This window comes from Mycolicibacterium sp. MU0050, assembly GCF_963378085.1.
Lineage (GTDB): Bacteria > Actinomycetota > Actinomycetes > Mycobacteriales > Mycobacteriaceae > Mycobacterium > Mycobacterium wendilense.
This window is the reverse complement of the sequence record NZ_OY726395.1, coordinates 4,824,352-4,849,753: the sequence shown is the minus strand read 5'-3', so window position 1 is coordinate 4,849,753 and position 25,402 is coordinate 4,824,352. Positions and strand designations below refer to the sequence as shown.

General features: G+C 68.7%; 24 protein-coding genes. 10 read left to right on the top strand and 14 right to left on the bottom strand.

Features of this window, described 5'->3' with window-relative positions; genetic code table 11:
• Positions 1-126 precede the first annotated feature (126 nt).
• On the top strand, positions 127-1,422 hold the full coding sequence (locus tag R2K23_RS23135; protein WP_316512930.1) for an ISL3 family transposase: 1,296 nt from the start codon (positions 127-129) through the stop codon (positions 1,420-1,422).
• 94 nt (positions 1,423-1,516) lie between these two features.
• Here R2K23_RS23135 and cobO read toward each other — a convergent pair whose 3' ends face one another.
• Positions 1,517-2,131 (bottom strand): cob(I)yrinic acid a,c-diamide adenosyltransferase, encoded by a 615-nt coding sequence (gene cobO, locus R2K23_RS23130; RefSeq protein ID WP_316512928.1) that lies wholly within the window; start codon positions 2,129-2,131, stop codon positions 1,517-1,519.
• A gap of 46 nt (positions 2,132-2,177) precedes the next feature.
• Here cobO and cbiE point away from each other — a divergent pair, with 46 nt between their 5' ends.
• Positions 2,178-3,386 carry a precorrin-6y C5,15-methyltransferase (decarboxylating) subunit CbiE gene (gene cbiE, locus R2K23_RS23125; RefSeq protein WP_316512927.1) on the top strand — a complete coding sequence of 403 codons (1,209 nt, stop codon included), beginning with the start codon at positions 2,178-2,180 and terminating at the stop codon, positions 3,384-3,386.
• Positions 3,387-3,388: 2 nt separating this feature from the next.
• On the opposite strand, the gene bluB is transcribed toward cbiE, so the two are convergent.
• Both bluB and cobM read right to left on the bottom strand, forming a co-directional pair.
• Positions 3,389-4,033 carry a 5,6-dimethylbenzimidazole synthase gene (gene bluB, locus R2K23_RS23120; protein WP_316512925.1) on the bottom strand — a complete coding sequence of 215 codons (645 nt, stop codon included), beginning with the start codon at positions 4,031-4,033 and terminating at the stop codon, positions 3,389-3,391.
• Entirely contained in the window at positions 4,030-4,809 is a 780-nt protein-coding gene (cobM, locus tag R2K23_RS23115) for a precorrin-4 C(11)-methyltransferase (protein ID WP_316512924.1), read from the bottom strand. Before cobM ends, bluB begins: the two co-directional genes overlap by 4 nt.
• Positions 4,810-4,940: 131 nt before the next feature.
• On the opposite strand from cobM, the gene R2K23_RS23110 reads away from it, so the two are divergent.
• A complete protein-coding gene (locus tag R2K23_RS23110) occupies positions 4,941-6,458 on the top strand; it encodes a molybdopterin-dependent oxidoreductase (protein WP_316512923.1) in 1,518 nt (505 codons plus the stop codon).
• Between the two features lie 58 nt (positions 6,459-6,516).
• On the top strand, positions 6,517-6,738 hold the full coding sequence (locus tag R2K23_RS23105) for a heavy metal-associated domain-containing protein (protein WP_316512922.1): 222 nt from the start codon (positions 6,517-6,519) through the stop codon (positions 6,736-6,738).
• A gap of 19 nt (positions 6,739-6,757) precedes the next feature.
• On the opposite strand, the gene R2K23_RS23100 is transcribed toward R2K23_RS23105, so the two are convergent.
• The 7 genes from R2K23_RS23100 to R2K23_RS23070 form a co-directional block, all read right to left on the bottom strand.
• A complete protein-coding gene (locus tag R2K23_RS23100) occupies positions 6,758-7,645 on the bottom strand; it encodes a sucrase ferredoxin (protein WP_316512921.1) in 888 nt (295 codons plus the stop codon).
• Positions 7,642-8,853: a cupin domain-containing protein gene (locus R2K23_RS23095; RefSeq protein WP_316512920.1), complete on the bottom strand. Its 1,212-nt coding sequence runs from the start codon at positions 8,851-8,853 to the stop codon at positions 7,642-7,644. Before R2K23_RS23095 ends, R2K23_RS23100 begins: the two co-directional genes overlap by 4 nt.
• A gap of 10 nt (positions 8,854-8,863) precedes the next feature.
• Positions 8,864-9,121 (bottom strand): BatC protein, encoded by a 258-nt coding sequence (locus R2K23_RS23090; protein ID WP_316512919.1) that lies wholly within the window; start codon positions 9,119-9,121, stop codon positions 8,864-8,866.
• Between the two features lie 129 nt (positions 9,122-9,250).
• Positions 9,251-9,646 carry a DUF302 domain-containing protein gene (locus tag R2K23_RS23085; RefSeq protein ID WP_316512918.1) on the bottom strand — a complete coding sequence of 132 codons (396 nt, stop codon included), beginning with the start codon at positions 9,644-9,646 and terminating at the stop codon, positions 9,251-9,253.
• 23 nt (positions 9,647-9,669) lie between these two features.
• Complete coding sequence (locus R2K23_RS23080) at positions 9,670-9,939, bottom strand: metal-sensitive transcriptional regulator (RefSeq protein WP_316512916.1); 270 nt, start codon at positions 9,937-9,939, stop codon at positions 9,670-9,672.
• Between the two features lie 68 nt (positions 9,940-10,007).
• Complete coding sequence (locus tag R2K23_RS23075; RefSeq protein ID WP_316512914.1) at positions 10,008-10,880, bottom strand: sulfite exporter TauE/SafE family protein; 873 nt, start codon at positions 10,878-10,880, stop codon at positions 10,008-10,010.
• A complete protein-coding gene (locus tag R2K23_RS23070; protein WP_316512912.1) occupies positions 10,877-11,479 on the bottom strand; it encodes a rhodanese-like domain-containing protein in 603 nt (200 codons plus the stop codon). The genes R2K23_RS23075 and R2K23_RS23070 overlap by 4 nt, the downstream gene beginning before the upstream one ends.
• 197 nt (positions 11,480-11,676) lie before the next feature.
• On the opposite strand from R2K23_RS23070, the gene R2K23_RS23065 reads away from it, so the two are divergent.
• Both R2K23_RS23065 and R2K23_RS23060 read left to right on the top strand, forming a co-directional pair.
• Positions 11,677-13,056, top strand: coding sequence for an MBL fold metallo-hydrolase (locus R2K23_RS23065; RefSeq protein ID WP_316512910.1), 1,380 nt, complete (start codon positions 11,677-11,679; stop codon positions 13,054-13,056).
• Positions 13,057-13,083: 27 nt separating this feature from the next.
• Positions 13,084-14,283, top strand: coding sequence for an NAD(P)/FAD-dependent oxidoreductase (locus R2K23_RS23060; RefSeq protein WP_316512908.1), 1,200 nt, complete (start codon positions 13,084-13,086; stop codon positions 14,281-14,283).
• Here the strand turns inward: R2K23_RS23060 and R2K23_RS23055 are convergent.
• Both R2K23_RS23055 and R2K23_RS23050 read right to left on the bottom strand, forming a co-directional pair.
• Positions 14,267-16,837, bottom strand: coding sequence for a DEAD/DEAH box helicase (locus R2K23_RS23055; protein ID WP_316512907.1), 2,571 nt, complete (start codon positions 16,835-16,837; stop codon positions 14,267-14,269). The two genes, R2K23_RS23060 and R2K23_RS23055, sit on opposite strands and share 17 nt — an antisense overlap.
• A gap of 32 nt (positions 16,838-16,869) precedes the next feature.
• The gene (locus R2K23_RS23050; RefSeq protein ID WP_316512906.1) at positions 16,870-18,306 is read right to left on the bottom strand and encodes a DUF4185 domain-containing protein; all 1,437 of its coding nucleotides are present in this window, start codon (positions 18,304-18,306) and stop codon (positions 16,870-16,872) included.
• Positions 18,307-18,452: 146 nt separating this feature from the next.
• On the opposite strand from R2K23_RS23050, the gene R2K23_RS23045 reads away from it, so the two are divergent.
• A complete protein-coding gene (locus R2K23_RS23045; protein ID WP_316512905.1) occupies positions 18,453-19,172 on the top strand; it encodes an NUDIX hydrolase in 720 nt (239 codons plus the stop codon).
• A gap of 65 nt (positions 19,173-19,237) precedes the next feature.
• A complete protein-coding gene (locus tag R2K23_RS23040) occupies positions 19,238-20,272 on the top strand; it encodes a S1C family serine protease (protein WP_316512903.1) in 1,035 nt (344 codons plus the stop codon).
• Positions 20,273-20,279: 7 nt separating this feature from the next.
• On the opposite strand, the gene R2K23_RS23035 is transcribed toward R2K23_RS23040, so the two are convergent.
• Entirely contained in the window at positions 20,280-21,359 is a 1,080-nt protein-coding gene (locus R2K23_RS23035) for a class I SAM-dependent methyltransferase (protein WP_316512902.1), read from the bottom strand.
• Between the two features lie 365 nt (positions 21,360-21,724).
• Here R2K23_RS23035 and R2K23_RS23030 point away from each other — a divergent pair, with 365 nt between their 5' ends.
• A complete protein-coding gene (locus R2K23_RS23030) occupies positions 21,725-22,948 on the top strand; it encodes a metallophosphoesterase (RefSeq protein ID WP_316512901.1) in 1,224 nt (407 codons plus the stop codon).
• On the opposite strand, the gene R2K23_RS23025 is transcribed toward R2K23_RS23030, so the two are convergent.
• On the bottom strand, positions 22,945-24,081 hold the full coding sequence (locus R2K23_RS23025; protein WP_316512899.1) for an acyl-CoA dehydrogenase family protein: 1,137 nt from the start codon (positions 24,079-24,081) through the stop codon (positions 22,945-22,947). The two genes, R2K23_RS23030 and R2K23_RS23025, sit on opposite strands and share 4 nt — an antisense overlap.
• 117 nt (positions 24,082-24,198) lie before the next feature.
• Here R2K23_RS23025 and R2K23_RS23020 point away from each other — a divergent pair, with 117 nt between their 5' ends.
• Positions 24,199-25,374, top strand: coding sequence for an acyl-CoA dehydrogenase family protein (locus R2K23_RS23020; protein ID WP_316512897.1), 1,176 nt, complete (start codon positions 24,199-24,201; stop codon positions 25,372-25,374).
• Positions 25,375-25,402 lie beyond the last annotated feature (28 nt).

Genomic DNA, 25,402 nt, shown 5'->3' with positions numbered 1-25,402 from the left:
TCGGTTGCGGGTCGTCATCATGTGTGGCTCTTGTGACATGTTCGTGGGTCGTTGAACGGCCACACGCCGTTCCCCGTCTAGGTTTTTGGCTTGTCGAAGGTCAAAAACTGAAGAACGGAGAACGGCGTGCAGAACGCCAGCTTATGGCGCGCGGTGTTGGGCGTCGAGAACGCGGTGGTCGAAGATGTCGAGTTCGACGAGCAGACGCAGGCATTCGTGGCCCATGTCCGGCCGCGGCGGCCGCGTCAGGGTCGATGCGGAATCTGCGGATCGAAGGCCTCCTGGTACGACCGTGGTCAAGGGCGGCGGCAATGGCGAGGGCTCGACATCGGTACCGTTCAGGTGTTCTTGGAGGCCGAGGCTCCCCGGGTCAACTGTGCTGTCCACGGGCCCACGGTGCGACAAATCCCTTGGGCCCGCCACGGCGCTGGACATACCCGCTCGTTCGACCAGCAGGTGGCCTGGCTGGCCACCCAATGCTCCAAGAGCGCGATCACCGAACTGATGCGAATCGCCTGGCGCACAGTCGGATCGATCATCACCCGAGTATGGGCTGATACCGCCGCCGGGATAGACCCCCTGGCCGGCCTGACCCGGATCGGCATCGATGAGATCTCCTACAAACGTCGCCACAAGTACCTGACCGTCGTGGTCGATCACGACACCGGCCACCTGGTGTGGGCCAGCCCGGGCCGCGACCGCGCGACCGTGCGCGCGTTCTTCGATGCGCTGGAAGCCTCCGGGCCAGGGCGCTGCGCTCAGATCGCCCATGTCACCGCTGACGGAGCTCCCTGGATCGCCGATGTCGTTCGCGAACGCTGCCCCGATGCGGTCCGCTGCGCGGACCCGTTTCACGTCGTCGGTTGGGCCGCCGAAGCCCTCGATGCGGTACGCCGCGAGGCCTGGCACAACGCCCGCCGCGCCGGACATACCCGTCCACACGGATGGGCCCATGGCCGCCGCGCCACAGTGTCCACCGGGGCGGCACAGAAACTCCGGCGCGCCCGATATCCGCTGTGGAAGAACCCAGAAAACCTCACCGAGCGCCAACAGGCCAAGCTGGACTGGATCGCCAAGACCGACCCCCGCCTGTACCGCGCCTACCTGCTCAAAGAAGGCCTACGGACCGTCTTCAAACTGCCCGTCGACCAAGCCGCCGAAGCCCTGGACAAGTGGATCGGCTGGGCACGGCGCTGCCGCATCGAATCGTTCCTCACCCTGCAGCGTCGCATCGTTGGCCACCGCGAGCAGATCCTCGCCTCCATCGAACATGGCTTATCCAACGGCCTCATCGAGTCGGTCAACACCAAGATCCGTCTCATCACCCGCATGGCCTTCGGCTTCGCGAACCCCGACCCCCTGATCGCACTGGCCATGCTCTCCCTAGGAGGACACCGACCAGCCCTGCCAGGCCGCCCATGACCCACACATCAGTCAGGAGGGCCTCAAATGATGACGGGGTAGAACCGAGAGAGGCAGGAGAGACGTCGGGCCGCCCTCGCGGCCCCAGCCCGCACTACCACTCGATGCCGCGCTGCCCCTTCTGGCCGGCGTCCATCGGATGTTTGACGTTGCGCATCTCGGTCACCAGGTCGGCGATCTCGGTGAGCTTCGGGTCGGCCCGCCGGCCGGTGATGACCACGTGTTGATGCCCGGGCCGGTTCGCGAGGGTGCTCACGACGTCGTCGACGTCGACCCAACCCCAGTTGATGGGGTAGGTGAACTCGTCGAGGATGTACAACTGGTGTGCTTCCTCGGCCAGCCGCCGCTTGATCTCGGCCCAGCCCTCGGCCGCATCGGCCGCGTGATCGGCCTCCGAGCCCGCCTTGCGGCTCCACGACCAGCCCGAACCCATCTTGTGCCATTCGACGGGCCCGCCCTCGCCGGTCTCGGTGTGCAGCGCGCCGAGGCGCTCCAGGACGGTCTGCTCGCCGATCCGCCACTTCGCCGATTTCACGAACTGGAAGACCCCGATGCGAAAGCCCTGGTTCCAGCCCCGCAGCGCCAGCCCGAAGGCCGCGGTCGACTTGCCCTTGCCGTCGCCGGTGTGGACCATCAGCAGCGGCCGATTCCGGCGCTGGCGGGTGGTCAACTGATCGTCGGGGACCACCGACGGCTGTCCCTGCGGCATCAGAACCCTCCCACACCTGGCACGCGGCCACGCTAGCATCGCCGCCGTGGCCGTCGCTGATGTGCATCTCACCGTGATCGGGATCGGCGCCGACGGCTGGGCCGGACTCGCCGAGACCGCCCGCGCACTCCTCCAGGAAGCCGACGTGGTGCTCGGGGCGCCGCGGCAACTCGACCTGCTGCCGCAGATCGCCGGGCAGCGGCGGGCGCCGTGGCCGTCGCCGCTGCGCGATGCGCTGCCGGCGTTCATCGACTCGCACGCCACCGGCCGCGTCGTCGCGCTGGCCTCCGGTGACCCAATGGTCAGCGGCATCGGGACCACCCTGGTCGACCTGCTCGGCGCGGACCGGGTGACCGTGCTGCCGCACGTCTCCTCGCCGGCCCTGGCCCGTTCCCGCCTCGGCTGGTCGGCGGAGTCCACCGCGGTGGTCAGCGTCGTGGGCCGCGACGTCCACGCCGTCTTGCGACAGCTGGCCCCGGGCCGCCGGGTCCTGGTGCTCTCCTCGGACGAGAACACGCCGGGCGAGCTGGCCGCGCTGCTCGCCGCCCGCGGCTACGGCGGCAGTCGGATGGTGGTGCTGGGGGACCTGGGCGGCGCCGCCGAGACCCGCGTCGAGACCACGCCCGCGACCTTCACCGGACCGGCGCCGCGCCTCAACATCGTCGCCCTGGAACTCTCCGGCCCACTCGAGACCGGTTGGGCCACCGGCCTTCCCGACGAACTGTTCGAGCACGACGGGCAGCTGACCAAGCGCGACCTGCGGGCCGCGGCGCTGGCCCGGTTGCTGCCGGTACCGGGCCAGCTGCTCTGGGATGTCGGCGCCGGTGCGGGATCGGTGGGCATCGAATGGATGCGCGCCCACCCGACCTGCCGGACCGTGGCCGTGGAAGCCGACCCGGCCCGAGCCGAGCGCATCGGCCGCAACGCCCGCGCGTTGGGCGTGCCGGGGCTGCAGGTGGTGCCCGGCACCGCGCCCGGCGCACTGGCCGGTCTGCCGGCCCCGGACGCGGTCTTCATCGGCGGCGGCGCCACCCGGCCGGGGGTGCTCGAGGCGTGCCTTGCCGTGCTGGCGCCGGCGGGGCGGCTGGTGGTGCACGGAGTGACGGTGGAGACAGAAATGCTGCTCGGGCGGTGCCACGCCGAGCACGGCGGGGAGCTGACCCGCATCCACGTGGAACGCGCCGCGCCGGTCGGATCCTTCACCGGGTGGACGCCGGGGCGCGCGGTCACCCAGTGGGCGTTCGCCAAACGCTGAGGTCAACGCGAGGGATAGCGCTCCTGATGCACCACCGTGGACAGCGGGGTGCGGCTGCGCCAGCCGTAGCGCTCCAGATCGGGCACCTCGGGCAGCTCCGCGACGTGGCCGACGCACAGCCACGCGACCGGGCGGACGTGTTCGGGCATCCCCACCAACGCGCGCAGGAACTCCTCGCGGTAGAACGAAACCCAGCCGACGCCAAGGCCTTCCGCGGTCGCGGCCAACCACAGGTTCTGGATGGCGCAGATCACCGAGTACAGGCCGGCGTCGTCGATGGCGTGCCGGCCGAGGATCCGCGGGCCGCCGCGGGTGGGGTCGTACCCGACGACGACGCCCAGCCCTGATTCGCAGATGCCCTCGATCTTGATCTTGGCGAACGTCTCGGCCCGTTCGCCGTCCAACGTCTCGGCGAACGCGCGCCGCTCGGTGGCCACGTGCTCACGGAAGGTGACCAGCGTTTCCGGGGCGCGCACCAGCACGAAGTCCCACGGCTGCGACATCCCGACCGACGGTGCGGCGTGCGCCGCGGCGAGGATCCGCTCGAGCACCTCGGATTCGATGGGAGCGCCGGTGAATTCGCGACGGGTGTCACGCCGGCGGTGAATGATGTCGTAGAGGGCCGCGACGCTCGGCGGTGCGTTCATCGCCGCTCACCGTCGCCGCGGCGGGTCCGGTCCCGGCGCGGGTCGTAGAGGTAGCTTTCGCCGGCCCGCGGGTCCGCCCGTTCGGCCAGGGCGCGGCCCACCAGGATCACCGCGGCCTGACGCAGGCCGGCCGCCTCCACCTGGTCGGCGATGTCGGCGACCGTGCCGCGCAGTACCAGTTCCTCGGGCTGCGATGCCCGGTACACCACCACCACGGGGCAGTCCGGGCCGTACGCCGCCACCACCTCGGCCATCACCTCGCGGGTGCGGGTGATGGCCAGGTGCAGCACCAGGGTCGCGCCGGTGGCGGCGAACGCCGCCAACGACTCGGCCTCGGGCATGGCGGTGGAACGCTGCTGGGTGCGGGTCAGCACCACCGACTGCGTGACCAGTGGCACGGTGAGTTCGTGGCCGACGCGGGCCGCGGCGGCCGCGTACGCCGGGACCCCCGGCGTCACGTCCCACGGCACCTGCTCGGCGTCGAGGCGGCGGGTCTGCTCGAACACCGCGCTGTAGAGCGACGGGTCGCCGGAGACCAGTCGGACCACCCGACGGCCCGCCCGCTGCGCGGAGACCATCCGGCCGACGATGTCGTCGAGGTCGAGGTCCTGGGTGTCCACCAAATCGGCTTCCGGCGAGCAGGTTTCGAGCACCTCCGGGTCGAGGTAGGTGCCGGGGTAGAGCACCACGTCGGCCTCGGCGAGCAGTCGGCCGGCGCGCAGCGTCAGCAGGTCCGCGGCGCCGGGGCCTGCTCCGACGAACTGGACCGCGTGCATCGATGCATCCTACGACGCGGACGTCGGGCCTCGGCGAAGACCACCACCGTCGACCGGGGGATAAACCGATCGCGTCGTGGCAATGTTGTGGACACTGGAAAGCACACCGACGAGATCGATGGAGGCCTTTCTTGGACCCGGACTTTCCGCTCTGGTTGCGGACGACCCACCTCCTCAACTTCGTGCTGATCGGCATTCTTCTTCGCAGCGGCTGGGAAATCCTCTCCTCCCTGCCCAGATTGTGGTGGCGCAACGACTGCAAGCCCGGGACCGAATGGATCAAATTCACCCGCCGCCGCGTCCCGGCGGAGGAGGGGGTCTACACCTCCCTCATGGACGAGCGCAGCGCAAGTCCACTGCTGACGTTGCCCGGCCACAAGAACGTGGGCCTGGGCCGACACTGGCACGCCCTGGGCACGACGCTGTGGCTGCTCAACGGCCTCGTCTACGTGGGGTTGCTGTTCGGCACCGGGTTATGGCGGCGCATTGTCCCGACCTCCTGGGACGTGATCCCCGACGCGCTGGACTCGCTGAGGATCTACCTCGGCTTCGGGGTGCCGTCGATCGAACACTTCCAGCCTTATGACGCGTTGCAGATGATCGCCTACACCGGAGTGGTATTCGTGGTGGCGCCGGTGCTGATCCTGACCGGGATTGCGATGTCGCCGGCCGTGCGCTCACGATTTCCGTGGTACGTGAAGGCCTGGGGCGGGCATCAGGGCGCTCGTTCGATCCACTTCCTCGGCATGGTGGTGATGGTCCTGTTCACCGTGATGCATGTGGGCCTGGTGTTTCTCGTCCATCCCGAATACAACCTGCCGCACATGGTTTTCGGTGTCACCGACCCGAGCCGCCATGCGCAGGCCTTCACCATCGCCATCGCCACCATCGCGGCGGTGATCGGCTTCTGGATCGCGTTGAGCTACCTCACCCTTGCGGACCGAGTCCGAGCCCAGAAATGGTTGGTCGCACTCACCGAACCGGTGCGCAAGATCGCGCTGGGCTGGATGAAGCCCCGAATGGGCCGGCAACGTAGCTACACCGAGAAGGACGTCTCGGAGTATCACTGGACCAACGGCCTGCCGCCGACAGAGGACGAATCGGTGGAATGGCTGGCCCACCGCGACAACGATTTCCGAGACTGGCGCCTGGAGGTGGGCGCTGAGATGTCCGACCGGAGGCTGCAGCTGAGCCTCGCAGACCTGCGGGCCCTGCCGAAGACGGAGTACGTCGCCGTGCATTCCTGCATGCAGGGCTGGACCGCCACCTCGAAGTGGGGTGGGGTCCGGTTGCGGGAGGTCCTCGACTTGTTCGGTCCGCGGCCAGAGGGGACGAACTACGTGATGGTCACCTCCCACGGACTGGCCCAGGAGATGATCGATCACCGCCCGCGCGAGCCGTTCTATGCGGTGCTGTCACTGGATCTGGTGGCCGAGGACGACACCATCCTGGCGTACGAGCGCAACGACCGCCCCCTGGAGATTCACCTCGGGGCGCCGCTGCGGCTGCGCGTGGAATCGAACCACGGGTACAAGATGGTCAAGTGGATCAAGTCGATCGAGTGGATCGCCGACTATGCCAACTACGGCGACGGCCGGGGCGGTACCCGCGAGGACGCCGCGTTGCAGGCGTTCAATGGCCGAATCTGAGAGGGCCGAATCTGAGACGGCCGAATCTGAGCGAGGCGGATCGGACAAGGAGCGCCGCATGATCAGCACCATCTATCGGGTCGTGGGCATGGATCGCCCCGCCGATGCCCGCGCGGTCAAGGACAGCCTCAGCGCTGTGCCCGGCATCGGCGGCATCGCCACCGAGATCGTTCCCGGCGGGGATTCGAAGGTGATTCTCAAGCACAAGGCCGACGTCGTGTTGGACCGGTCGGCGATTGAGGCGGCCCTTCGCAAGGCCGGCCGCTACACGCTGTCCTGAGCAACCCCCGGCCTAGCCGTCACAGCGCCGTGATCGACGCCAGGGTGTAGACCCGCACCCGGCCTGGATGCTTGGCACTGCATTGGGACAGCAGCGGTTCGGAGTGTTCCTCGTTCACGATGACCTCGATGGGCCCGGACTCGCCGCTGAGCACCACCCGGACACGCCCCTCGCCGCGTTCGACCTCCAACGGAGGCAGGCCGATTATGCGGTCGTCACCGCTTTTCGCGCGGACGAAATATTGCGCGGCCTGCGCCGCATGCGGCACCGAGGTGCGGCCCCGGAGGAACTCGTTGTCCAGGCGTCCCTCGAGATACAACCGCACCAAGCCGGCCGAATCGGTGGAGTCGACGCGCCCGTAGCACAAGCCCTCGGGCAGAATCAGCATGGTAGCCGCAAACCGGTCGCCGCCGAGATGTGAACATTCCCAGGTGATTTCGGGGTAGGCGGCGGAGATGGCCGCGGTGGCGCCGCGGCCCCGCACCGCGCAGCACTGATCGTGCTTGCCGTGGGCGCAGATCGCGACCAGTGGTTGTTCGGACACCGTGCCGTCGGTGCCGTCGAGGGCGACGTCCAGGTAATCGCGCGGTCCGTCCACCTCTCCGTGGTACAGCGCCTCACTGCCGATGTCGGAGTGGGCGATGAACCAGCGCCACCTCGGGGTCGGCGCGCGGCGGCCGTGGCGGCGAATCGCCGCGATCCGCATGCCGGCCTTCTCGGCTCGTCGCACGACGGCGCGCCCCAGCTCGGGGTCGATGATCGACGGGGACTGAAGGAACGCCGAATGTCCCCACGCGCCGGGCAATTCCAGTAACAGCCAGGAGTGCCCCGCCGATGCCGTCCCATAGATCGGGTCGTTGCGGGCCAGCGACTGATCGCTGCACGGCAACCGGTCGGGGGCCGTCATCCGCGGACCGCCGGGACCACGACCGCCTCCCGCAGCAGCCGGCGGATCAGCACCGTCGCGTCCGCTCGGTCGAGACCGGGCAGCCCGTCCGCATCGGCGATGAGCCCGTCGTGCAGGGCGCGCAGTGCCTGAGCGCAGAAGGCCGGGAAGGTCATCACCCGGTCGGGTAGGCGCAGAACGATGCGCTCACCGGAACTTTCGATGGTGGCGGTCAAACCGTGGCGCCAACATACGGCCACCGGACCGGTGGACTCGGCGGCGCGGAACGAGGCCAGCGGCCGGACCGGCACCGGGCGGGTCTGCTCGGCGTGCCGGTGGATCAAGCCCGCTGCGGCGTCGCCGCCGAGCACCGCCGCTTCGTCGCGCAGCGTGGTGACGGTTTCCGCCAACACCTTGCTCACCGTCGCGAGCGTCTCATCTCGGTCGGCGGGGTGCGCGGCCAGCGGCAGCGACTCCCGAAATGCCGCCTGGCTTGCCAACTGGTCGACGACGGCCTGCACGACGTCGAGCCGGGTGACCGCCGATACCCCGATGGTCAGGTGGATCGATGTCGTCTGCTGGGCCTGCGCAGAATGCACCCAGCCGCGCGGCAGATACAGCGCGTCACCCGGGCGCAGCACCGTGTCGATGACGGGTTTCTCGGGCACCCGTTGCTCGATCGCGGCCTTGTGCAACGTCCACGGCTGCGAGGGCAGCGGGTGCGGATGCACCGGTTCGTGCACGATCCAGCGCTTCTCCCCGGCCGTCTGGAGCACGAAGACGTCGTGAACGTCGTAGTGCGCAGCGAAGCCCCGGTTGCTCGGCGGCGTGACGTAGGCGTTGGCCTGCACCGGACGGCCCAGGTCATCGACGGCGCGGCGGACGAAGTCGATCAACGGCGGCCACAGCCGGTGCAGGCCCTGCAGCACCATGGTCGCGCCGGCGGCGAACTGCCCGAGCACCTTGGCCGAATCCACCTGATCGGTGATCTCGGCGCCGAATCCGGCCGGCCCCAGGTAACAGTCCCGGGCCAGGACGTCCCCCTCCTTGGCCATCCGGAGGAAGGGCGAGCGCACCCCGCGTTCGGCGATCAACTCGTCGACCATCTCGGCCGAGAGCAGATCGTCGAAGTCGCGGGGCAACTCGCCGGACCGACTCAGCAGCGGCTTGCGGTCCCAATACTCGGAGGCGAAGGTGCCTGGGTCGGTGGCGATGCAGCGGTTCAGCATCGCGGGGCGGTCAGGCCGTTCCGTCGGCGCCGCCGTCGTGGCCGTCCGGGTTGGAGCCACCGTCGGCGGTGCCCTCGCCGGCGTCCGCGGTGCCGTCGGCGCCGCCGTCGTGGCCTTCCGGGTTGGAGCCACCGTCGGCGGTGCCCTCGCCGGCGTCCGCGGTGCCGTCGGCGCCGCCGTCCTGGCCCTCGGGGTTGGAGCCGCCGTCAGCGGTACCCTCGCCGCCTTCGCCGGGGGTGGTGGTGATGTCGTCGTCGTCCAGTGCCATGGTGAATCCCTTCCGTCGGCGCAAAGCTACGAAGCCTGTGTTGCCGGGAACCGACCAGACCAAACGACCTTTCCCGTTCCGAGCGTCGGACCCAGGCGCCGTCCGGTCACCGCGCCGCGCGACCCCCGCTCACAGGGAGTCGATCGCCGCCCGCAGCTTGGCCGCGGCCTCGTCCGCCACCTCGCGGATCCCCGGTTGGTCGGAAAGCTGAACCATCACCTGCGGGTCCATCGCGTCGACGATCACCGCGTCGCTGCCGGCGGCGGTGTCGGCGCGGACGGTCACGTTGCAGGGCAACAGCAATCCGATCTGCCGGTCGGCGTTGACCGCGCGGTGCGCCAACGGTGGATTGCAGGCGCCGAGGATCAGGTAATCCTCCATGTCCTCACCCAGCTTGGCCTTCAGCGTGGCCTTCATGTCGATTTCGGTCAGAATTCCGAAACCCTGATCGGCCAGCGCCTTCCGCGTCTTCTCGACGGCATCCTCGAACGTGGTGTGCAGCGTCGTTGACAGTGCGTAGCTCATGACTCTCTCCGATATTCCTCTGCTCAGGCCAACGCCAGGAACAGCTTTTCCAACTCGCCTTCGGTCATCGGCTCTTGCCCGTCAGCGCCTTCTCCGGTCAGGCATTCCCGCAACCCAGTGGCGACAATCTTAAATCCGGCCCGGTCCAAAGCCTTGGATACCGCGGCCAATTGGGTCACCACGTCCTTGCAGTCGCGGCCCTGCTCGATCATCGAGATCACCCCGGCGAGCTGGCCCTGGGCCCGCCGCAGCCGGTTGAGCACGGCGGCGATTGCGTCTTCGTCACCAACCATGGTGTTGTTCCTCCCTGAAGTCCTCAAGTCGATACAGCCATGGTACCCACCGGGGTATTCCCCGGGCCTCATGCCGGAGCGGGGCCGGGGGTTCCGGTGATCCGGCGCAGCGGGCAGTGGACGTATCGGGCGCAGACGAACGTGACGGCCGCGGCGATCGCCGTGAGCACCGCGGCGGCGATGCCGACGCGCGGGTCGATCTCCTGCGCCAGGATCACCGAGGACATCGCCAGGACGAACCAGCCGAAGGCCTTCCGCAGCGCGTCGGGGTTGATCAACGAAGTCAGGCGCGCGCCGATCAGGGCGCCCACCACGGCCGCGACGGTCACCCCCAGGGCCACCGTCCAGTCGATCTGAATACTCGTCAGGTGGCCGGCAAGACCAGCGACGGCATTCATGGTGATCACGACCAGCGAGGTTCCGACCGCAACCTGCATCGGCAACCCGCCGAGCAGCACGAGCGCCGGCACGATCAGGAAGCCGCCACCGGCTCCGATCAGGCCCGTCACGAAGCCCACCGCCACACCGTCGACGAGGACTCTGGAGACCGGCAGCCTCGGTTCGCGCCCGTCGGCACCGGTGTTCGCCTTCCGGCCCCGCAGCATGGCGACGGCGGTGATGGCCATCATGACCGCAAATGCGACGAGCAGGGCCCTGTCGGGGACGAAGCGCGCCAGCATTCCGCCGCCGAACGCGCCGACCATGCCCGCAGCGCCGAAGGTCAGGCCGATACGCCAGCGCACCCGGCCGGCCCGCGCGTGCGAGATCGCACCGATTGCGCTGGTGACGCCAACCACCAGTAGGGATGTGGTGATCGCCTCCTTGGCGTCCATCCCCGCCACGTAGGCCAGTAGGGGGACGGTCAGGATGGAGCCGCCGCCACCGAGCAGCCCCAGGGCGACGCCGACGAGCACGGCCAGTCCGATCGCGAGCGCAATCATGAGCGTCGGCTCGCGTTCCGGTCTGCGGGACAGGAGCCGACGAGCTGGGCGACGACGGTCTGGGCGTCGCAGCCGGCGCCGCGGTTGTACGGCAGCTTGGACAGCGCCATGCCCATGGCGCAGGTATTCGTCAGCGATGCGAAGGTCAGTCCGCCGCCGATCGCGGCGGCCACCCACTTGAGCTTGGGGACCGCGACGCTGGCCAAAATGCTGGAGAGCACGATCGAGCCGGCCACCAGACGGACCTGTCGCTCGAGGTCCCAGCGTTGTGCGCCGCGGTTGACCGTGAAGCCCGCGGCCTCCCAGGCGGTGATGCCGCCGGCGAGGATGTGCACGTTCGTCAATCCGGCGTCGCGCAGCGTCTCCTCGGCCTGGGCGGCGCGCTGACCCGAACGGCAGACCAGGACGACGTCCTCATCGAGATGCCGAACGATCTCCTCGCGGTGCTCGCACAGCAGGTCGAGGGGGACGTTGTAGGCGCCGGCGATGTGGGCGGTCTCGAACTCGCCCGGGGTTCGGACATCGATTACCCGGGGCGGGGTGGCGGAGCCGAGCAGGTCGCTGAGGCGCTGCGAATCGATGGTGGTGGGTGCAGTCATGTCGTTGTCCTTTGGCGGCGTGACGGGATAGTGATTGATACCTCATGGGGTATGTGTGCAATGATGATAGACATACCCCCAGGGGTAAGCGCAAGTGGAAATATTTATACCCCCTAGGGTACTTGACATACCCCGAGGGGTATAGCCATCCTATGACTCGAGGTCGTACCCGCCGCCGAACGAAAGGACCTGGCGACATGAAGTTCATCCAGTACTACTTGGAATGCCTGTCACACGCGTCGTATCTGATTGCCGACGAAACCACCGGTCGCGCAGTCGTTGTCGACCCGCAGCGTGATGTGGGTCAGTATCTCGCCGACGCGGAAAAGTTCGGTTACACGATCGATCTCGTCATCGAGACCCACTTCCACGCCGACTTTCTGTCCGGCCACCTCGAGCTGGCCGAGGCCACCGGCGCGAAGATCGTGTACTCCTCGGTTGCCGAGACGGAGTTCGAGTCGATGGGCGTCGCCGACGGCGAACGTTATTCGCTGGGTGGGGTGACGCTGGAGTTCCTGCACACCCCGGGGCACACCCCCGAGTCGATGAGCATCGTGGTCTACGAGAATCCCGACGACGAGGTTCCTTACGGCGTGCTGACCGGCGATGCCCTGTTCATCGGCGATGTCGGCAGGCCGGACCTGCTGGCCTCGATCGGATTCACCCGCGAGGAGCTGGCCGAGAAGCTGTACGACTCGCTGCACAACAAGCTGATGACACTGCCGGATGCCACCCGGGTGTACCCGGCGCACGGCGCGGGCTCAGCCTGTGGCAAGAACCTGTCGACCGAACTGTGGTCCACGATGGGCGAACAGAAGAACTCCAACTACGCCCTGCGGGCGCCCGACAAGGCCACGTTCATGGAGTTGGTCACCGAAGGGCAGCCACCGGCGCCGAGTTACTTCGTCTACGACGCGATCCTCAACCGCAAGGATCGTGCGCTGTTGGACGAGGCCGAGATGCCACCCGCGATGACGTACGAGCAGATGCGCGACGCGACCGAGGCCGGCGCAGTCCTGGTGGACGGGCGTAACCCCGAGGAATTCGCACTGGGGCATCTGCGCGGCGCCATCAACATCGGTCTGGCGGGCCGTTACGCCGAGTTCGCCGGATCGGTGGTCCCCACCGATGTCGACATCGTGTTGTTCACCGACCCCGGCCAGGAACTGGAAGCCAAGACCCGGCTCGCGCGCATCGGCTTCGACCGGGTGATCGGCTACCTGGACCGCCCGTTCGAGGTGATGTTGTCTCATCAGGACGACGTGCAGGTGGCGTCTCGGTTGACCGCGACGGCCTTCGACCAGCGCGCCGCGGAGCTGGTCGACCTGCAGATCGTCGATGTGCGCAACCCGGGTGAAGTCGCGGCCGGCACCATCGCGAACGCGATCGAGATCCCGGTGGGTCAGCTGCCGAACCGTCTCGGCGAGTTGGATCCGGCCAAGCCGACGGTCGTGTACTGCGCAGGCGGCTACCGGTCGTCCGTCGCAGCGAGCCTGTTGCGGCACAACGGCTTCAGCGATGTCAGTGACATCCTGGGCGGCTTCGGCGCCTGGGACGAGTCCCGGCAGACCGCCTGATTCGGCATCGGAAAGGGGCAGAACAGAATGGTTACCGCCAAGCACCAGATCGTGATCGTCGGCGGGGGCACCGCCGGGATCTCCGTGGCCGCCCGCCTGTTGCGGCGCGGCCACTCCGACGTCGCCGTCATAGAACCGGCCGCCGTGCATTACTACCAACCGCTGTGGACCCTGGTCGGCGGCGGCCAGGCCAAAGCCTCGACGACGGCCCGGCCGACGTCCTCGGTGATGCCCAAGGGTGTTCGGTGGGTCAAGAACGCGGCGGCTGCCGTGGACCCGGACAACAACGCGGTCACCTGCGTAGACGGCGCGACCTACGAGTACGGCGTGCTCGTGGTGTGTCCCGGCATCCAACTGGACTGGGACCGCACCGAAGGGTTGTCGGAAGCGCTGGGCAAGGACGGGGTGTCGTCGAACTACCGGTTCGACCTGGCGCCGCGAACGTGGGACTTCATCCGAAACCTACGCTCGGGTAGTGCGGTGTTCATGATGCCGTCGGGTCCGATCAAGTGCGCGGGAGCGCCGCAGAAGATCGCCTACCTGGCCAGCGACTACTGGCGGTCCCAGGGTGTGCTCAAGGACATCGATGTCCACCTGGTGGTGCCGACACCACGGTTGTTCGGGATTCCGGCGATCGCCGACAACCTCGACGCGATAGCCGCCGACTACGGCATCACGGTGCACACCAATGCCGAGGTGACCTCGGTCGACGCGGCGGCGCACAAGGTGGGCGTGACCCGTGTCGGGGACGGCGGTGCCGAGACCATGCTGCCTTTTGACGTATTGCACGCCGTGCCAAGGCAATCCGCCCCGGACTGGATCAAGGACAGTCCGCTGTCGACGGCCGACGCCAACGGGTACGTCGAGATCGACAAGCACACCATGCAGCATGTGCGCCATCCCAACGTGTTCAGCCTCGGCGACGCCGGTTCCACACCGAACTCCAAGACCGGTGCCGCCATCCGCAAGCAGGCCCCGGTGGTGGTCGCCAATATCGAGGCGTTCCTGCGCGGGCGCGAGCCGGCTGCCGCGTACAACGGGTACGGTTCGTGCCCGATCGTCACGTCCTCGCGCGCAATGCTGCTGGCAGAGTTCGACTACGACCTGAACCTGACGCCCTCGTTCCCGGTGATCGACCCGACCAGACCGCACAGCGGTTATTGGTACCTCAAGAAATACGGTCTGCCGTTCATGTACTGGAACTTGATGCTCAAAGGCCTGGCGTAGAAAGTGACCCCGCGTCGACCATCCGGATGACCGCGGAACCCTCCTCGTCGGAGGCGGCGAGGTCCACCTCCACGTCGAACCCCCAGTCGTGGTCACCGGCGGGGTCGTCGAGGATCTGCCGCACCCGCCATACGTCGGGGCGCCGGTCGAAGATCAGCAGCGCCGGGCCCCTGGCGTCGGCGCCGGTGCCCACGTCGTCGTGTTCGGCGTAGTACGCGTCGCCGACCTCGGCCCAGCGCTCGGCCGTCCAACCCGAACCGGCGTCGAGCGCGCCGAGTTCGGCCCAGCGCTCGCGGGCAAACAACTCCACCCGGCGGAACAACGCGTTGCGCACCATCGCGGTGAAGGCGCGCTCGTTGCCGGTCAGCGGCCGTGGACGTGCCGGCATGGCCACCGGAACGTCGTGGGGTTGGTCGGGGTTGGTGAGCTGCTCCCATTCGTCGAGCAGACTCGAATCCACCTGGCGCACAAGTTCACCGAGCCACTCGACGATGTCGGTGAGCTCCTCGGTGCGCGCCGCCGCCGGCACGCCGGAGCGCAGCGCCTTGAAAGCGTCGGACAGGTAGCGCAGCACCGCGCCCTCCGAGCGAGTCAGCCCATAGACGCTGACGTACTCGCGGAAGGTGAAGGCCCGCTCCCACATCTCCCGGACGACGGACTTGGGCGAGAGTTTCCCGTCGGCCGCCCACGGGTTGCTCTGCAGGTACAGCTCATAGGTGTGCTGCAGCAGCTCCTCGAGCGGTTTGGGATAGGTCACCTCGTCGAGCAGTTCGAGGCGCTCCTCGTATTCGATGCCCTCGGCCTTCATTTCGGCCACCGCCTCGCCGCGGGCCTTGTTCAGCTGTGCGGCCAGCACCTGACGCGGATCCTCCAGCGTGGCCTCGATCACCGAAACCACGTCCAGCGCATAGGTTTCCGAATCAGGGTCGAGCACCTCGACGGCGGCCAGGGCGAAGGTGGACAGCGGTTGGTTGAGGGCGAAGTCGTCCGGTAGGTCGACGGTCAGCCGGTAGCGGCGTCCGTCGTCGTCGGGCTCGTCGAGCCGCTCCATGACGCCGGCCTGCAGCAGCGACCGTGCGATGCCCACGGCCTCCCGGATGAGCCGCAGTTGACGCTTGCGTGGTTCGTGGTTGTCGGTGAGCAGACGCCGCATCGCGACGAAGGGGTCGCCGGGCCGGTCGACCACGTCGAGGATCATCGCCGTCGACATCCGCATGTTGCTGGTCAGCGGCTCCGGCGCGGCGTCGATCAGCCGGGTCATGGTGGTCTCGCTCCACGGCACCATGCCCTCGGGAACCTTGCGGCGCACCAGTTTACGGCGCTTCTTCGGGTCATCGGCGACCTTCGCGAACTGCTTGAGGTTCTCCACCTCGTGATCGGGGGCCTGCACCACCACGGTGCCGGCGGTGTCGTAACCGGCGCGCCCGGCGCGCCCGGCGATCTGGTGGAACTCCCGGGCGCTGAGCAACCGGGTCCGGACCCCGTCGTACTTCGACAGCGCTGAGAACACCACCGTGCGGATCGGCACGTTGATGCCGACCCCCAACGTGTCGGTGCCGCAGATGACCTTGAGCAGACCGGCCTGCGCCAGTTGCTCCACCAGCCGCCGGTATTTGGGCAGCATGCCGGCGTGGTGCACCCCGATGCCGTGCCGCACCAGCCGCGACAGCGTGCTACCGAAGCTGGTCGCGAACCGGAAATTGCCGATCTGCTCGGCGATCGCCTTCTTCTCCTCCTTGGTGCTCACGTTCACGCTCATCAGCGCCTGCGCCCGTTCCAGCGCCGAGGCCTGGGTGAAGTGCACGACGTAGACGGGGGCCTGTTTGGTGTCCAGCAGGTCGCCGATGGTCTCGTGCATCGGCGTGGTCGCGTAGCTGAAGAACAGCGGGACGGGACGCTCGGCGCCGGCGACCAGCGCCGTCGGGCGACCGGTGCGCCGGGTCAGGTCCTCGCGCAGGAACGTGACGTCGCCGAGGGTTGCCGACATCAGCAGGAACTGGGCCCGTGGCAGTTCCAGCAGCGGTACCTGCCAGGCCCAGCCGCGGTCGGGGTCACCGTAGAAGTGGAATTCGTCCATCACCACCAGGCCGATGTCGGCGTCGGCGCCTTCCCGCAGCGCGATGTTGGCCAGCACCTCGGCGGTGCAGGTGATGATCGGGGCATCGGAGTTCACCGCGGCGTCGCCGGTGAGCATCCCGACGTTGGCCGCCCCGAAGACCTCGCACAGCGCGAAGAACTTCTCGCTGACCAACGCCTTGATCGGGGCGGTGTAGAAGCTGCGACCACCCCCGGGCGACGACCGGGCCAGCGCCGCGTACAGCGCGCCGGTGGCCACCAACGACTTGCCGGAACCGGTGGGCGTCGCCAACACCACGTTCGCGCCGCTGACCAGCTCGATCAGCGCCTCCTCCTGCGCCGGGTACAAGGTGGTCCCGTTGGCCTCGGCCCACGCGGCGAACGCGGTGAACAGCTCGTCGGGATCGGCGCCGCGCGCACGCAGGCCCGACAGATCGGTGGGGTCCTCGAGCAGCGGCACGGTGTCGGGCAGGGTCATCGTGCTGACCAGCCTGCCTGATCGCGCTTTCGCTAGGGGAGGACGGTCCGCATCAGCATCACGTTGTACGCCGACCACAGCGACAGGTTGTAGTACAGCTCCTTGCCCGTCGACCACGGGTGCAGGTAGGGCGCGTAGATGCCGCCGGGGATCTCCGCCGAGGACGCCAGCCGCTGCTCGGGGCTCCACGGGCCCTGCGGCGCGGGGGCGGTCCGCATCACGACGTCGTTGCTGGCTCCGTTGCAGTACAGCACCACGTACTGCTTGAGATAGGTGTTGTACTGCGCCGACATCTCACCGACCGGACCGGGGATGACCGGCGTGGCCGCGGCCGGGTTGCTCGGGACCCAGGCGCCGCGCTCGGCGTTCCAGTATTCGTACTTGCTCAGGTCTGGGATCAGGTTCGGCGCCACCCGCGCCACGTAGGCCGCGCCGCCGCGGCCGTTCGGCGTCCCGAAGCTGTACAGGTAGGGGTCGCCAGGGCCGGGCTTGAGGAACGCCCCCATCTGGAAGTTCTGGTTGCCCGCCGACGGGGTGCGGATGGTGCCGGGGTAGACGCCCCAGTTCTCGCCGTTGTCCTGCGATACGGCGATCGCGGAGTAGTTCGTCGACCACGACCCCGGACTGTCCCAGTTCCGGATCGACATGAAGTTGACGAATTGCTTTCCACCGACGGCGATCCCGGCGGTGGGAATCACCCCGGTCTCATCCTTGGTGCGCCCGATGGTGTTGATGATCTGCTTGGAGATACCGGGCCGCCACACCGGGGAGCCGGAGTACCGGTTGCCGACGACCCCGTTGGGCACCGCGACCGTGTTGGCCAGCGAGCCGTCCTGGCTGCGGAACAGCACGTTGTAACGCCACTGCTTGCCGGGGATGCCGCAATAGCCGTTGGTGTCGCCGAAGGCCATGAGCACCTGGCGATTTCGGGGATCCCCGTTGTCCCACATGATGCCCAGGTCGGTACCGGTGATCGCGAATCGTTTGATGGTGTCGTTGGGGCTGTCCGGTCCGGTGACCCACCCGACGATCGATGTTCCGACCGGCGCCGAGGGAACCGGTTGCGCGGCCGGTGCGGGCGCGGCCTGGGGCGCGGGTTGCGGGGCGACCGGCTGGACTTGTTGGGCGGCATCGGGATTCGGCGATGGACGCACCGCCGCCTGCTGGTCCACCCGGCCGGAACCGGGGACCAGCGCCTTGAGGATCGCCAGCGGCAACTGACCCAGCTTGGGCAGCGGCGCCTGCTCGTTGGCGCCCGGCGGCTTGTGGCCGATCGGACGCTGGAACGGGGCCAGCGCGGACGGGCTGGGGAGTTGGAAGGCCTGCTCAGGGAGGGGCTGGGCCGCCGCGGCCGCGCCGGTGCAGGGTTCGGCACCGGCCATCGGTGCGACGCCGATGGCCACGCAGAGGCCGATGACGGCCGTGGTCGCGATCGACGTCGGTAGGACGGTGCGGTGACGCGTCGGCATGTCACAACCTCTCGGGGACGGGACGCGGCGAGAACGTCTGATCGGACCGCTGTGACGCTAGTGATCAATGTGGCGCCAGGAGCCCGTGATGCGGGACCGGTACGCACCCGTGATCGTGTCGAGACGGCTCGTCCTAAGGTCGAACCGTGACCATCAGCTACGACGACGCGTTGCGCGAGCGGTTCAACCAGCACTTGGCCCGGCACGAACGCCGCGTCCTGACGGATCCGTCGAAGCGGCACGCGGCAGTCGCCGTGGTGATCGTCGACTCCGAGATCGGGGAGGACCGGGTGGATCCCGCTTCCGTCGATGACTGGAACGCCGGGCGGTCCCTGCCGGACTTCGGCCTGGACGGCCGCATGGTCGACGTCTCCGGAGGTGCCGCCTTCCTGCTGTGCCGGCGGGCCTCGCGGCTCTCGTCGCACGCGGCGCAGTGGGCGCTGCCCGGCGGCCGGGTGGATCCGGGGGAGACCGTGACCGAGGCGGCGCTGCGGGAACTGGATGAGGAGGTGGGCATCCGGCTCGAGGATTCCTCGGTGCTGGGGCTGCTCGACGATTACCCGACGCGCTCCGGCTACGTGATCACTCCGGTCGTGGTCTGGGGCGGTGGCCGACTGGATCTGCGGCCTTCGCCGGACGAGGTGGTGGCCGCCTACCGGGTCGGGCTGCACAACCTGCAGCGGGACGACTCGCCGCGCTTCATCAACATCCCCGAGAGCCCACGCCCGGTGGTGCAGGTGCCGTTGGGCAACGACCTCATCCACGCGCCCACCGGCGCGGTGCTGCTGCAGCTGCGCTGGCTGTGCATGGAGGGGCGCCACGACCCGGTCGCCGACCTCGAGCAACCGGTGTTCGCCTGGAAGTAGCGGCACTGCGGTAAACGGGGGGAATGCGCGGCGATCCGGACGTCCACCCCGGTACCGTGCGACGGGTGAAGCGCACACAGTTTGTCGTTGCCGCCGTCGCGGCACTGCTGGCAGTGTCCGGCTGCGCGGCCCCCGTCACCGAGCCGGAGGTCACGCAGCAGACCACCGCCGAGGCACCGGCGCCCGCGCCGGCGGCCAATCCGCCGTCGGCGACGGGATTCGCCGACATCGTCGAACGGGTCAGCCCCAGCGTGGTGACGGTGCAACTCGAGGGTGGTGTGGGCAGCGGCGTGGTGCTGCGGCCCGACGTCATCGTCACCAACGCGCATGTGGTCGGGCGGGCCCGCGAAGTCATGATCGGCTACGCCGACGGCGTCAGCTCAGCCGGACAGGTCCTGGCCACCGACGAGGTGACCGATCTCGCGGTGGTGCGGACCGAGCGCCGCGACCTGCCGGTGCCCGAGTATCGAAGCGAGCTGCCCCGCCCGGGCGATGTGGCCATCGCGATCGGCAGCCCGCTGGGCTTCGAGAACACGGTCACCGCCGGCGTCATCTCCGGCCTGAATCGCAACATTCCGGGCTCCGCTGTGGAGAGCTCGTCGCTGGTCGATCTCATCCAGACCGACGCATCGATCTCGCCGGGCAACTCCGGGGGCGCGCTGCTCGATGCGGACGGTCGGGTGGTGGGCATCAACGAGGCCTACATCCCGCCGGCAGCCGGTGCGGTGTCGCTGGGTTTCGCGATCCCGACGGCGACGGTTCTCGACGTCACCGAGCAATTGCTCACCAACGGCCGCGCGTCGCACCCGTTCCTCGGGGTCAGCACCGGCCGGCTCACCCCGGCCATCCGGGAGCGGCTTCGGGTGCAGACGAAAGCCGGGGCGCTGGTTCGCGGCGTCGAACCAGGTGGTCCGGCCGCCGTCGCGGGGGCCCGGCCCGGCGACGTGATCGTGGATCTCGCCGGGACCCCGGTGCAGAGCGTGGAGGACCTGTTGGGTGCCCTGCGCCGCACGGAACCCGGCGCCGAGCAGCCGATGGTCGTCGAGCGCGGTGGCGAACGGGTGAACCTGACCGTGCGGATCGGATCGCGCCAGGGTTAGTGCCGGGTTAGGGCCGGACCTCGAAGACGTTGTTGAACGGGGTGTTGGCGGCGAGCCGGAACCGGGTGAACCCGGCCTGCGTCACCACGTCCCGGATCCGGGCCGGGCCGGCCTGGGTGCCTAACGCCAAGCCGACGGGTTGCGCCAACGACGACGGGGTGCACAGCAGGGTGGAGAAGCCGTAGTAGGCACGCCCGATCGGATTGAGGTTGTCCTCCACGTGATCACCGGCGGCGGGTTCGACGATCATCCAGGTCCCGTCGTCGGCGATGATCTCGCGGATGCGGCGGGCCGCCCCGACGGGGTCGCCCATGTCGTGCAGGCAGTCGAACATGGTCACCAAGTCGTACGGTCCGCCGGTCACCGCGGCGACATCGGCGGCTTGGAAGCTGATCTGCGCGCCGGGCGCGGCGTCGGCGGCGCGCTGCTGTGCCGTCGCGATCGACTCCCGGTGATAGTCCACCCCCAGGAACGACGACGCCGGAAACACCTGTGCCATCAGGATTGTCGAGGATCCGTGCCCGCAACCGATATCGACGACCGCGGCTCCGGAGCCGAGCTTGCCCACCACGCCGTCCAGCGCCGGTAACCAGTCGCTCACCAGGTGGGCGTTGTAGGTGGGGCGAAAGAAGCGTTCGCATCCCACGTGGACGTCGCTGTTGTGGTCGCCCCACGCGACCCCGTTGCCGGCGCGGGCCGCGGCGATGACGTCCGCCGCGTCGGTGGCTGTTCCGTGCGCGATCTGGAACAGCCCGCCGACGAAGGCCGGGCTGGTCTCGTCCGTCAGCGCGACGGCCTGTTCGGGCGGCAGGTGGTAGCGGCCGGTGTCGGGTTGGTACGTGACGAACGACCCGGCCGCCTGGGCGTTGAGCCATTCCCGGGCGTAGTGCTCCTCGGTGCCGGTGCGCTGCGCCAATTCGGCGGGTGTGCTGGCCCCGTGCTCGGCCAGGCTGCGGTAGTAGCCGAGCCGGTCACCCATCACGACCAGCGCACAGTTCAGCGCGGCGCCGGTCTCTTCCACCGCGCGAAAGACGAAGGCCATCAATTTGTCGGGATCCACCGCGGGTGCGGCGTTCTGTGTGGTCATCGGACTGTCCCCCCATCGTTCGCCGGTGTCCGAACGCCGGCGTCACCTCCATGGTGAGCCCCTGTCGGAGCAGGTGCAACGGGCTCTTCGGTCCGATGCTGTCTTGATGCATGCCGCCGGGCGTTCCTGGTGCGGCGCCCCGGAGGTTCCGGTGTTCGAAAATCCCACCTCCGAGCGACAACGAGGGCCGGCCCGTGGCGAACTCCCGTGGTTGTCGCTCTGAGGTGGGCCGTCCGGAGGGGCGACCTCAGAGGAATCCTGAGCGCGGGCGTGAACCCGGAGGTCGGGGCGCCCTCAGCCCGTCGTGGGCCCGGCGCCGGTCCGACAACTAGGCTCCGATTGGTCCGGGCGGCAAAAGGGAGTCCATGTTCATCGTCGTTCTCTGCACGATTCTCGGGCTGATGCACCTCTATCTATGGAAGCGACTGGTCAAGGACACCACGTCGCCTGGGCGCACGCGTCGACTCCTCACGGCGGCGCTCGTGCTGCTGGCCGGCCTGTTGGTCGAGGCCCTGCTCGTGCCGCGCGCGGTCGGGCTTGCGCACACCGGGTGGTTCGTGTGGCCGGGGTACTTCTGGTTCGGCCTGCTGGCCTACCTCTTTCTCACGCTGCTGGCACTGGAGCCGGTGCGGCTGGCGTTGCGCACTTGGGTGAAGCGGGATCCGCGCCGCGGCGAGACGGTCGGCAGGGCCGCTGCGGAGACGGAGAGCGCGCAGCCGGTCACCGACCAGGTCCCGACCGACCAGGCGGGGATGAACCGCCGGATGTTCTTGGCCCGAAGCAGCGCGGTGGCCGCGGGCGTGGCCTCGGTGGGCCTGGTCGGGGTGGGGGCGTCGAACGCCCTGGGTCCGCCGGATCTGCTGCGCGTGCCGGTCCGGTTGGGCCGGCTGGACCCGGCGTTCGACGGTTTCCGGATCGCCGTGGTCTCCGATATCCACCTCGGCCCGATGGCAGGGCGCCGGCACAGCGAACGGATTGTCCGGATGATCAACGAGTCCGAGCCGGACCTGATCGCCGTGGTGGGCGACATCGTGGACGGGACGGTCGACGAGCTGGGGGCGGCCGCAGAACCGTTGCAAGACTTGGTTGCTCGCGAAGGTGCCTTCTTCGTCACCGGCAATCACGAGTACTTCGTCGAGGACACCACGGAATGGCTGCGCGAACTGGAACGACTGGGACTGCAACCGCTGCGCAACGAGCACACCGTGATCCGGCGCGGGGGTGCCACCTTCGACCTGGCCGGCGTCAACGACATCGCGGGGGAGACGAAGTCCGACGGGCCCGACTTCGACCGTGCACTGGCGGGTGTGGACCCGTCCGGCCCGACGATTCTGCTTGCCCACCAACCGGTTCTGGTCGACGAGGCCGCGGCGCGCGGTGTGGATCTGCAGCTGTCCGGCCACACCCACGGCGGGCAGATGTGGCCGTTCCACTACGCGGTGCAGGCGGTGCAACCATCGCTGGCCGGACTGTCCAGCTTCGAGGACACCCAGCTCTACGTGTCGCGCGGCGCCGGTTTCTGGGGTCCGCCAGTGCGGATCGGGGCGCCGCCGGACATCTCGGTGCTGACGCTGACCGGCGGCCGCTAACCCGCGGCCCCGGCCAAATCCGCCTCCAGCGACGCGCACAGCCGCTCCCGGTGATGCCGGGCGTCGCCCGACAACATCGAGTTGACCCGTGCCCGCCGCAGGAACAGATGCAGGTCGTGTTCCCAGGTGAAGCCGATCCCGCCGTGTAGCTGCAGGGCCTGCCCCGCCACCCGGTTGATGGCATCCGACACATAGGCCTTGGCGATGCTGACCGCCCGTTCGCTGTCGTGGTGTTCGCTGTCCAGAGTCATGGCGGCGTAGTAGGTCGCCGCGGTGCTGGCCTGCACCCAGATGCGCATGTCGGCGCACTTATGTTTGACGGCCTGGAAGCTTCCGACCGGCCGGCCGAACTGTTCGCGCTCCTTGACGTAACCGACCGTCATGTCGAGCAGGCGGCTGCCGATGCCGACCAGCTCGGCGCAGGCGAGCACCGTGCTGAGCTGCATGGTCCGCGCCAACGACCGCCGAGCCTCGTCCCCGCTTGCCAGCAGCGCCGCGGCATCCACCTTGACCTGCGTCAGGGTCACGTCGCAGTAGCTGCGCGTGACGTCGAGCGTGTTCTGCCGAACGATGCGCAGCCCGTCGGCGTCGGTGGACACCAGGAAGCGGGCCGGGGCGTCATCGAGAACCGCGTCGACGATCAGCAGCTGCGCACTGTCGGCGTCCTGCACGGAGACCTTCGCCCCGTCCAGCAGGTAACCGCCCTCGTGGGACTGGGCCCGCGCGGTGATGCCGGCCGGACCCCAGGGCTGTCTGAACTCGGCGAACCCCCACGATGCGACCAGATTGCCCTCGCAGATCGCCTGCAGCAGCTTGGCTTTCTGCTCGTTGTCGGAGTGGCCGAGCGCGTCGGCGACCAGTGCGGTCGGCACCAACGGGGTGCTCGCCAGGCTGCGCCCCAGTTCCACGGTGACCAACGCCAGATCGATGATCTGCTGGCCCAGGCCGCCGTCCTCCTCCGCGACGGTCAACGCCGGCCACCCGAGTTCCACCCCGTGCCGCCACAGCGCGGTGTCGAAACCATCGGGGCCGTCGATGAGGTCGCGGGCCCCGGCGAGCGAGGACTTGGCGGTCAGCAGCGACCGAGTGGCGTCGACGAGGCCCTTTTGTTCATCGGTGAGCTCGAAGTCCACGGCTGCTCCTTGCTGGGATCGACGGTCGCGTTTCGGGGGATTGCCAAACGCGTCTCAAACATACAGGATACTGATTAAGATTAATGTGGGTCGGTCGACAATGCGGGAGAGAGCTTCGTGCAACTCGGGCAAGACACGGAACTGGACGAAGTGCGACGTCGGGTGCGCGAGCTGGCGGCCCAACATGCACCGCCGCGGCATGGCCGGACGGGGGTCCGCGCGCCGGAGCCCGAACAGGTTCCGGCGCTGCGGGACTGGACCCGACGGCTGTTCGAAGAACAGTTGCTGGGGGTGCACTGGCCGGAAGAATACGGCGGTCTGACCAACCCCCACCCCTTGTTCGAGTCCGCGGTCACCGACGAATTGATCCGGGTCGGTGCGCCGGGCCCGGTGGGCGGCGGCCTGCTCGCGGCCGCGGCGATCATTGCCTCCGGCACCGCGGAGCAGCGGGACTTCTTCCTGCCCCGCATCCGGTCCGGGGAACACATCTGGTGTCAGTTGTTCAGCGAACCCGACGCCGGCAGCGACCTCGCGGGCCTGCGCACCCGGGCGCGCCGCGACGGCGACCACTTCGTGGTCGACGGCCAGAAGGTGTGGACCACCAACGGTCAGTATGCCGACTGGGGGTACCTGCTGGCGCGCACCGACCCCGACGCCCCCAAACACGCCGGCATCACGGCCTTCGCGCTGGACATGACCACGCCCGGGGTGTCGGTGCGGCCCCTGCGGGAGATCACCGGCACCGCGGACTTCAACGAGGTCTTCCTGGACGCCGTCCGGATCCCCGCCCACCACGTCATCGGCGAGGTCGACCAGGGGTGGGCGGTGACCACCACCAGCCTGGCCCTGGAACGCTCGAGCGCCGGCAGCGGCGCCTCGCTGTTCGGGGCGCTGGACCGGCTGGCGCGCCTGGCCGGTGAGGTCACGCTCGACGGCGGCCCGGCGATCGAGTGCGCCGACGTGCGCCAGCGCATCGGTGGGTTCGTCGCGGATGTCCATGTCAATTCCCTGGTTTCGGCGTTGAACGACAGCCGGTCGCTGCACGGTGGCGCCGACGCGGCCGACGCACCGGTGTCGAAGATCCTGTTCAGCGAGATCAACCTGGCCCTGCACGAGTACGGCCTCGAGCTGCAGGGCCACGACGGTGTCCGCATCGAGGGGGACGCGCAGGTGCAAGACCTGGGTTGGTGGCAGGACGCGTTCATGTACGGCCGTGCTTTCACGATTGCCGGGGGCACCAACGAGGTGCTGCGCAACGTGATCGCCGAACGTGCGCTGGGGTTGCCTCGTTGAGGCCCAACGACATTCGGCTTCCGTCAGT

Excerpts from the sequence above, each read along its gene's own strand:
- R2K23_RS23090 (WP_316512919.1), bottom strand. The coding sequence starts at position 9,121 with ATGGCACTGGACGACGACGACATCACCACCACCCCCGGCGAAGGCGGC.
- R2K23_RS23085 (WP_316512918.1), bottom strand. The coding sequence starts at position 9,646 with ATGAGCTACGCACTGTCAACGACGCTGCACACCACGTTCGAGGATGCC.
- R2K23_RS23095 (WP_316512920.1), bottom strand. The coding sequence starts at position 8,853 with ATGCTGAACCGCTGCATCGCCACCGACCCAGGCACCTTCGCCTCCGAG.
- bluB (WP_316512925.1), bottom strand. The coding sequence starts at position 4,033 with ATGAACGCACCGCCGAGCGTCGCGGCCCTCTACGACATCATTCACCGC.
- R2K23_RS23100 (WP_316512921.1), bottom strand. The coding sequence starts at position 7,645 with ATGACGGCCCCCGACCGGTTGCCGTGCAGCGATCAGTCGCTGGCCCGC.
- cobO (WP_316512928.1), bottom strand. The coding sequence starts at position 2,131 with ATGCCGCAGGGACAGCCGTCGGTGGTCCCCGACGATCAGTTGACCACC.
- R2K23_RS23030 (WP_316512901.1), top strand. The coding sequence starts at position 21,725 with ATGTTCATCGTCGTTCTCTGCACGATTCTCGGGCTGATGCACCTCTAT.
- cobM (WP_316512924.1), bottom strand. The coding sequence starts at position 4,809 with ATGCACGCGGTCCAGTTCGTCGGAGCAGGCCCCGGCGCCGCGGACCTG.
- R2K23_RS23070 (WP_316512912.1), bottom strand. The coding sequence starts at position 11,479 with ATGACTGCACCCACCACCATCGATTCGCAGCGCCTCAGCGACCTGCTC.
- R2K23_RS23055 (WP_316512907.1), bottom strand. The coding sequence starts at position 16,837 with ATGACCCTGCCCGACACCGTGCCGCTGCTCGAGGACCCCACCGATCTG.
- R2K23_RS23035 (WP_316512902.1), bottom strand. The coding sequence starts at position 21,359 with ATGACCACACAGAACGCCGCACCCGCGGTGGATCCCGACAAATTGATG.
- R2K23_RS23050 (WP_316512906.1), bottom strand. The coding sequence starts at position 18,306 with ATGCCGACGCGTCACCGCACCGTCCTACCGACGTCGATCGCGACCACG.
- R2K23_RS23080 (WP_316512916.1), bottom strand. The coding sequence starts at position 9,939 with ATGGTTGGTGACGAAGACGCAATCGCCGCCGTGCTCAACCGGCTGCGG.
- R2K23_RS23060 (WP_316512908.1), top strand. The coding sequence starts at position 13,084 with ATGGTTACCGCCAAGCACCAGATCGTGATCGTCGGCGGGGGCACCGCC.
- R2K23_RS23075 (WP_316512914.1), bottom strand. The coding sequence starts at position 10,880 with ATGATTGCGCTCGCGATCGGACTGGCCGTGCTCGTCGGCGTCGCCCTG.
- R2K23_RS23065 (WP_316512910.1), top strand. The coding sequence starts at position 11,677 with ATGAAGTTCATCCAGTACTACTTGGAATGCCTGTCACACGCGTCGTAT.
- R2K23_RS23105 (WP_316512922.1), top strand. The coding sequence starts at position 6,517 with ATGATCAGCACCATCTATCGGGTCGTGGGCATGGATCGCCCCGCCGAT.